Origin of the sequence: Pseudomonas sp. B20(2017), assembly GCF_002113125.1 — a bacterium.
Classification (GTDB): domain Bacteria; phylum Pseudomonadota; class Gammaproteobacteria; order Pseudomonadales; family Pseudomonadaceae; genus Aquipseudomonas.
The window spans coordinates 2,351-5,657 of record NZ_NEJP01000029.1; the positions used below are offsets into that span (position 1 = coordinate 2,351).

At 51.3% G+C, this 3,307-nt stretch carries 2 rRNA genes; both read left to right on the plus strand.

The features are described 5' to 3' along the window. Positions 1 to 166: 166 nt before the first annotated feature. Positions 167 to 3,058: ribosomal RNA gene (locus CAF63_RS28145) — 23S ribosomal RNA — on the plus strand. 156 nt (positions 3,059 to 3,214) lie between these two features. Then, a 5S ribosomal RNA gene (rrf, locus tag CAF63_RS28150) occupies positions 3,215 to 3,307 on the plus strand; the annotation flags it as partial.

The following is a 3,307-nucleotide window of genomic DNA, read 5'->3' on the forward strand; positions in this document are numbered from 1 at the left end:
AGATCGTTCTTTAAAAATTTGGGTATGTGATAGAAAGATAGACTGATGGCCACTTTCACTGGTGGTGATCAGGCTAAGGTAAAATTTGTGAGTTCTCTTAGTTGAGAAATTCGAATTTTCGGCGAATGTCGTCTTCACAGTATAACCAGATTGCTTGGGGTTATATGGTCAAGTGAAGAAGCGCATACGGTGGATGCCTTGGCAGTCAGAGGCGATGAAAGACGTGGTAGCCTGCGAAAAGCTTCGGGGAGTCGGCAAACAGACTTTGATCCGGAGATGTCTGAATGGGGGAACCCAGCCATCACAAGATGGTTATCTTGTACTGAATACATAGGTGCAAGAGGCGAACCAGGGGAACTGAAACATCTAAGTACCCTGAGGAAAAGAAATCAACCGAGATTCCCTTAGTAGTGGCGAGCGAACGGGGACTAGCCCTTAAGTGGCTTTGAGATTAGCGGAACGCTCTGGAAAGTGCGGCCATAGTGGGTGATAGCCCTGTACGCGAAAGTCTCTTAGTCATGAAATCGAGTAGGACGGAGCACGAGAAACTTTGTCTGAATATGGGGGGACCATCCTCCAAGGCTAAATACTACTGACTGACCGATAGTGAACTAGTACCGTGAGGGAAAGGCGAAAAGAACCCCGGAGAGGGGAGTGAAATAGATCCTGAAACCGTATGCGTACAAGCAGTGGGAGCAGACTTTGTTCTGTGACTGCGTACCTTTTGTATAATGGGTCAGCGACTTATTTTCAGTGGCGAGCTTAACCGAATAGGGGAGGCGTAGCGAAAGCGAGTCTTAATAGGGCGTCTAGTCGCTGGGAATAGACCCGAAACCGGGCGATCTATCCATGGGCAGGTTGAAGGTTAGGTAACACTGACTGGAGGACCGAACCGACTACCGTTGAAAAGTTAGCGGATGACCTGTGGATCGGAGTGAAAGGCTAATCAAGCTCGGAGATAGCTGGTTCTCCTCGAAAGCTATTTAGGTAGCGCCTCATGTATCACTGTAGGGGGTAGAGCACTGTTTCGGCTAGGGGGTCATCCCGACTTACCAAACCGATGCAAACTCCGAATACCTACAAGTGCCGAGCATGGGAGACACACGGCGGGTGCTAACGTCCGTCGTGAAAAGGGAAACAACCCAGACCGTCAGCTAAGGTCCCAAAGTTATGGTTAAGTGGGAAACGATGTGGGAAGGCTTAGACAGCTAGGAGGTTGGCTTAGAAGCAGCCACCCTTTAAAGAAAGCGTAATAGCTCACTAGTCGAGTCGGCCTGCGCGGAAGATGTAACGGGGCTCAAACCATACACCGAAGCTACGGGTATCACGCAAGTGATGCGGTAGAGGAGCGTTCTGTAAGCCTGTGAAGGTGAGTTGAGAAGCTTGCTGGAGGTATCAGAAGTGCGAATGCTGACATGAGTAACGACAATGGGTGTGAAAAACACCCACGCCGAAAGACCAAGGTTTCCTGCGCAACGTTAATCGACGCAGGGTTAGTCGGTCCCTAAGGCGAGGCTGAAAAGCGTAGTCGATGGAAAACAGGTTAATATTCCTGTACTTCTGGTTATTGCGATGGAGGGACGGAGAAGGCTAGGCCAGCTTGGCGTTGGTTGTCCAAGTTTAAGGTGGTAGGCTGGAATCTTAGGTAAATCCGGGGTTTCAAGGCCGAGAGCTGATGACGAGTTACCTTTTAGGTGACGAAGTGGTTGATGCCATGCTTCCAAGAAAAGCTTCTAAGCTTCAGATAACCAGGAACCGTACCCCAAACCGACACAGGTGGTTGGGTAGAGAATACCAAGGCGCTTGAGAGAACTCGGGTGAAGGAACTAGGCAAAATGGCACCGTAACTTCGGGAGAAGGTGCGCCGGTGAGGGTGAAGCACTTGCTGCGTAAGCCCACGCCGGTCGAAGATACCAGGCCGCTGCGACTGTTTATTAAAAACACAGCACTCTGCAAACACGAAAGTGGACGTATAGGGTGTGACGCCTGCCCGGTGCCGGAAGGTTAATTGATGGGGTTAGCTAACGCGAAGCTCTTGATCGAAGCCCCGGTAAACGGCGGCCGTAACTATAACGGTCCTAAGGTAGCGAAATTCCTTGTCGGGTAAGTTCCGACCTGCACGAATGGCGTAACGATGGCGGCGCTGTCTCCACCCGAGACTCAGTGAAATTGAAATCGCTGTGAAGATGCAGTGTATCCGCGGCTAGACGGAAAGACCCCGTGAACCTTTACTATAGCTTTGCACTGGACTTTGAATTTGCTTGTGTAGGATAGGTGGGAGGCTTTGAAGCGTGGACGCCAGTTCGCGTGGAGCCATCCTTGAAATACCACCCTGGCAACTTTGAGGTTCTAACTCAGGTCCGTTATCCGGATCGAGGACAGTGTATGGTGGGTAGTTTGACTGGGGCGGTCTCCTCCTAAAGAGTAACGGAGGAGTACGAAGGTGCGCTCAGACCGGTCGGAAATCGGTCGTAGAGTATAAAGGCAAAAGCGCGCTTGACTGCGAGACAGACACGTCGAGCAGGTACGAAAGTAGGTCTTAGTGATCCGGTGGTTCTGTATGGAAGGGCCATCGCTCAACGGATAAAAGGTACTCCGGGGATAACAGGCTGATACCGCCCAAGAGTTCATATCGACGGCGGTGTTTGGCACCTCGATGTCGGCTCATCACATCCTGGGGCTGAAGCCGGTCCCAAGGGTATGGCTGTTCGCCATTTAAAGTGGTACGCGAGCTGGGTTTAGAACGTCGTGAGACAGTTCGGTCCCTATCTGCCGTGGACGTTTGAGATTTGAGAGGGGCTGCTCCTAGTACGAGAGGACCGGAGTGGACGAACCTCTGGTGTTCCGGTTGTCACGCCAGTGGCATTGCCGGGTAGCTATGTTCGGGAAAGATAACCGCTGAAAGCATCTAAGCGGGAAACTTGCCTCAAGATGAGATCTCACTGGAACCTTGAGTTCCCTGAAGGGCCGTCGAAGACTACGACGTTGATAGGTTGGGTGTGTAAGCGCTGTGAGGCGTTGAGCTAACCAATACTAATTGCCCGTGAGGCTTGACCATATAACACCCAAGCAATCTGCAGACTCGAAAGAGACCAGATTGCGGTGTGTGAAGACGCAATGAACCGAAAGTTCGACGTTCACAAAACACCGAAAGCTGTCACATACCCAATTTTCTGAAGCGAGGCCCTCTGGCCACGACTCGGTACCCGAATTTCTTGACGACCATAGAGCGTTGGAACCACCTGATCCCATCCCGAACTCAGAAGTGAAACGATGCATCGCCGATGGTAGTGTGGGGTTTCCCCAT